A 4246-nucleotide genomic window follows, 5' to 3' on the forward strand; every position below is an offset into this window, starting at 1 on the left:
ACGCGAGTTCGGCATCCCGGTCGTGTACGACGAGGAGACCGAGGAGTGCACCGCGGGAGCCGACCCCGGCTTCGGCGGGAAGCGTCTCGCGGCCGACGTCGAAGGTCTGACGCTGCTCACCGAGCGCGACGGCGACGGCTACCTCATGGCCTCCAGCCAGGGCGACAACACCTTCGCGCTGTACGACCGCGAGCTGGCGGACGACAACGAGTACGAGGGCGGCTTCCGGGTCGCCGCGGCCACGGGGACCCTCGACGGGTCCGAGGAGTGCGACGGCGCCGCCGTGCTCAACGCGCCGCTGGGCAGGAAGTACCCGCACGGCCTTCTCGTCGTCCAGGACGGCCACGACGCCCCCGGCGACGGCGACCGCCCGGCGACCGACTTCAAGTTCGTCGACCTCGGCGACGTCCTGGACGCCATCGACGACTGACGGATCGTCACCGACGACCGGGCCTTCAGGCCGAGGCGGCGCAGGCGGGGCAGAGGCCCCGGTAGGTGACCTCGGCCGTGGAGACGGTGAAGCCGAAGCGCTCGGCGGCGGGCAGGGCGGCCAGCGGGTCGCCGTCCGGGTGGACGTCGCGGATCGTGCCGCAGCCCGAGCAGACCAGGTGCTGGTGGGGGCGGTGCGCGTTCGGGTCGTACCGCTTGGCGCGGCCGTCGGTGGCGACCTCGGTCACCTCGCCGAGCGACACGAGCTCACCGAGCGTGTTGTAGACCGTGGCGCGCGAGACCTCCGGCAGCAGGGCGGTCGCCCGTGCGTGCACCTCGTCCGCCGTGAGGTGGACATGCTCGCCGTCGAGCACCTCGGCGACGACCCGCCGCTGGGCCGTCATCCGCCAGCCGCGGCCGCGCAGCCGGTCCAGCAAGTCGCTCATGCGCTTCAGCCTCACTGTGCAGTGTTCGGGCGGTGTCCGGGAACGTGTTCCGGGCACCGTTTCGGGCAATGTCCGTCACATGAATCCGTATGGGTCTGGTCGTCGCATTGACTTGGACTTAGTCCATCGTAGGATCTGTTCCGGCAACAGCCAAGGGACAGGGCGACAGCTGGGCGAGACCCGGACCGGTTCGAGGGAAGTGTCGGCGAGATCCGGCATCTCCCGGCACACCGGTCGTAGGGTGGCGTCATAGACGTCGGACGCACGGTCCGGCACGGCCGAGGGCATCCCCCTCGTACGTGCTCCGGGGTCCATCACCCGTTGTTCCCGAGCACCGTGATCCGTCTCATCCGGAAGGATTCCCATGCCTGAGAACCAGGACGCACAGTCCGTCGAAGCGACGCCGGAGGGCGGTGGCTGCCCGGTCGCCCACGGGCGCGCCGCGCACCCGACTCAAGGCGGCGGAAACCGCCAGTGGTGGCCGGACCGGCTCAATCTCAAGATCCTTGCCAAGAACCCGGCCGTGGCCAACCCGCTCGGCGCCGACTTCGACTACGCCGAGGCGTTCCAGTCCCTGGACCTGGCGGCCGTCAAGCAGGACATCGCCGAGGTGCTCACCACCTCGCAGGACTGGTGGCCCGCCGACTTCGGCCACTACGGCCCGTTCATGATCCGTATGGCCTGGCACAGCGCCGGCACCTACCGGATCAGCGACGGCCGCGGCGGCGGCGGCGCCGGGCAGCAGCGCTTCGCCCCGCTGAACAGCTGGCCGGACAACGCCAACCTGGACAAGGCGCGCCGCCTGCTGTGGCCGGTGAAGAAGAAGTACGGCCAGAACCTCTCCTGGGCCGACCTCATGATCCTCGCGGGCAACGTCGCGCTGGAGACGATGGGCTTCGAGACCTTCGGCTTCGGCGGCGGCCGCGCGGACGTCTGGGAGCCGGACGAGGACGTCTACTGGGGCCCCGAGACCACCTGGCTCGGCGACGAGCGCTACACCGGCGACCGTGAGCTGGAGAAGCCGTTCGGCGCGGTCCAGATGGGCCTCATCTACGTCAACCCTGAGGGCCCCAACGGCAACCCGGACCCGATCGCCGCGGCCCGTGACATCCGCGAGACGTTCCGCCGCATGGCGATGAACGACGAGGAGACCGTCGCCCTCATCGCCGGCGGCCACACCTTCGGCAAGACCCACGGCGCGGGCCCGGACGACAACGTCGGCGCCGATCCCGAGGCCGCCCCGCTGGACGAGCAGGGCCTCGGCTGGAAGAGCGGCTTCCGCACCGGCAAGGGCGCGGACGCCATCACGTCCGGCCTGGACGTCACCTGGACGACCACGCCGACCCAGTGGAGCAACGGGTTCTTCAAGAACCTGTTCGAGTACGAGTACGAGCTGACCAAGAGCCCGGCCGGCGCCCACCAGTGGGTCGCCAAGAACGCCGAGGCGGTCATCCCCGACGCGTACGACGCGTCGAAGAAGCACCTCCCGACGATGCTCACCACCGACCTGTCGCTGCGCTTCGACCCGGTCTACGAGCAGATCTCGCGGCGCTTCTACGAGAACCCGGCCGAGTTCGCGGACGCCTTCGCTCGTGCCTGGTACAAGCTGACCCACCGCGACATGGGCCCGATCGTGCGCTACCTCGGCCCCGAGGTCCCGTCCGAGGTCCTGCTGTGGCAGGACCCGCTGCCGGCCCTCACGCACGAGCTGGTCGACGCCGCGGACGTCGCCTCCCTCAAGGAGCAGATCCTCGCCTCCGGCCTCACGGTCTCCCAGCTGGTGTCCACCGCCTGGGCCTCGGCGTCCTCCTTCCGCGGCAGCGACAAGCGCGGCGGCGCCAACGGCGCCCGCATCCGCCTGCAGCCGCAGAGCGGCTGGGAGGTCAACCAGCCCGACGAGCTGGCGACGGTGCTGCGCGGCCTGGAGCGGATCCAGGAGTCCTTCAACTCCGCCCAGTCCGGCAAGCAGATCTCCCTGGCCGACCTGATCGTCCTCGCCGGCGCCGCGGGCGTCGAGAAGGCCGCCAAGGACGCCGGCGTCGCGATCGAGGTCCCGTTCACCCCGGGCCGCGTCGACGCGTCGCAGGAGCAGACGGACGTCGAGTCGTTCGCCGCGCTCGAGCCGACCGCCGACGGGTTCCGCAACTACACCGGCAAGGGCAACCGCCTCCCGGCCGAGTACCTGCTGCTCGACAAGGCGAACCTGCTGACCCTGAGCGCCCCCGAGATGACCGTCCTCGTCGGCGGTCTGCGCGTCCTGGGCGCGAACTCCCAGCAGTCCGCGCACGGCGTGCTCACGTCGGCCCCCGGCACGCTGACCAACGACTTCTTCGTCAACCTGCTCGACATGGGCACGACGTGGAAGGCGACGTCCGAGGACCAGACCCAGTTCGAGGGCCGCGACGCGGCCAGCGGCGAGCTCAAGTGGACCGGCACCCGTGCCGACCTCGTCTTCGGCTCGAACTCCGAGCTGCGCGCGCTCGCTGAGGTCTACGCGAGCGACGACGCGAAGGAGAAGTTCGTGAAGGACTTCGTCGCCGCGTGGGACAAGGTCATGCAGCTGGACCGCTTCGACCTCGTCTGATTCGTCCGCTGATTCATCCGCAACGGGGCCGGCCCTTCGGGGTCGGCCCCGTTGTCGTGCGTGCGCCGCGTTCGACGCGGGCCTGGCCACCCCGGCCCCACGCCGAGCGGTCGCGAACGCAACGCATGCGAACGTGAATTCGAGCAGTGCGCGTCCAGGCGAACCGAAGCGATCCGGTCCTGGTCGCGGGTTCGGGCCGCCTTAGCAGAGTGTGACGCTCTGCGTGATGAGTTTGCCAACTGCGCATCGCACATGAACGGTTGACGACTACAGTGTGTGCCCGGTGATCACCGGAGAGTCTCATCGCATCCCTTCTCCGTATCAATTCGTTGTGCCTGTAAGTCCGTTGTTGTCTATGCAGTACGCCGATTTCCGGGCCACGTACTACCAAGGACACTCATGTCTCAACTTCGCGCACCCTCCGCGCGCACGGAACGCCGCGAGGGCGGACGGCACGGCCGGCAGGGCGCCCGCTCCGCCGCCACGGGGCGCCCGAGCCCCGCGCAACTCGGACCGGAAGCCCGCTTACGACCCCAACTCCTGCGGACCTCCGTGCTGCCGGCCGTCGCGGTCGCGCTCGGCGGCGCCGCCGCGGTCCTGTTCACGCTCCGCTCCACCGGCACCAGCCCCTCGCCCGGCCTCTGGGCCGCGCTCGCCGGATCCGCCGCCCTCGCCGTCGCCGCCGTCGCGGCCGCAGCGCTCGGCGCCGAGCGGATCGCTCGTACGGTGCTCGGCCGGGCCGAGGCCCTGCGGCGCAGCTCCGCGCGGGGACAGGGCGAGCTGCTCG

The 4246-nt window shown here is 70.5% G+C and carries 3 protein-coding genes and 1 pseudogene; 3 read left to right on the forward strand and 1 reads right to left on the reverse strand.

Going from position 1 to position 4246, the window contains the following annotated elements; genetic code table 11:
- Positions 1–430, forward strand: a 430-nt coding sequence (locus VIU94_RS29820) for a phytase (RefSeq protein WP_331916003.1), incomplete at its 5' end; no start/stop codon positions are given.
- A gap of 25 nt (positions 431–455) precedes the next feature.
- Here the strand turns inward: VIU94_RS29820 and VIU94_RS29825 are convergent.
- Positions 456–875: a Fur family transcriptional regulator gene (locus VIU94_RS29825; protein ID WP_331916005.1), complete on the reverse strand. Its 420-nt coding sequence runs from the start codon at positions 873–875 to the stop codon at positions 456–458.
- A gap of 364 nt (positions 876–1239) precedes the next feature.
- On the opposite strand from VIU94_RS29825, the gene katG reads away from it, so the two are divergent.
- Both katG and VIU94_RS29835 read left to right on the forward strand, forming a co-directional pair.
- Complete coding sequence (gene katG / locus VIU94_RS29830) at positions 1240–3459, forward strand: catalase/peroxidase HPI (protein ID WP_331916007.1); 2220 nt, start codon at positions 1240–1242, stop codon at positions 3457–3459.
- A gap of 399 nt (positions 3460–3858) precedes the next feature.
- Positions 3859–4246, forward strand: a pseudogene (locus VIU94_RS29835) (ATP-binding protein); the annotation flags it as partial.

It is taken from the genome of Streptomyces sp. (genome assembly GCF_036566765.1).
In the GTDB taxonomy this organism is placed as follows: domain Bacteria; phylum Actinomycetota; class Actinomycetes; order Streptomycetales; family Streptomycetaceae; genus Streptomyces.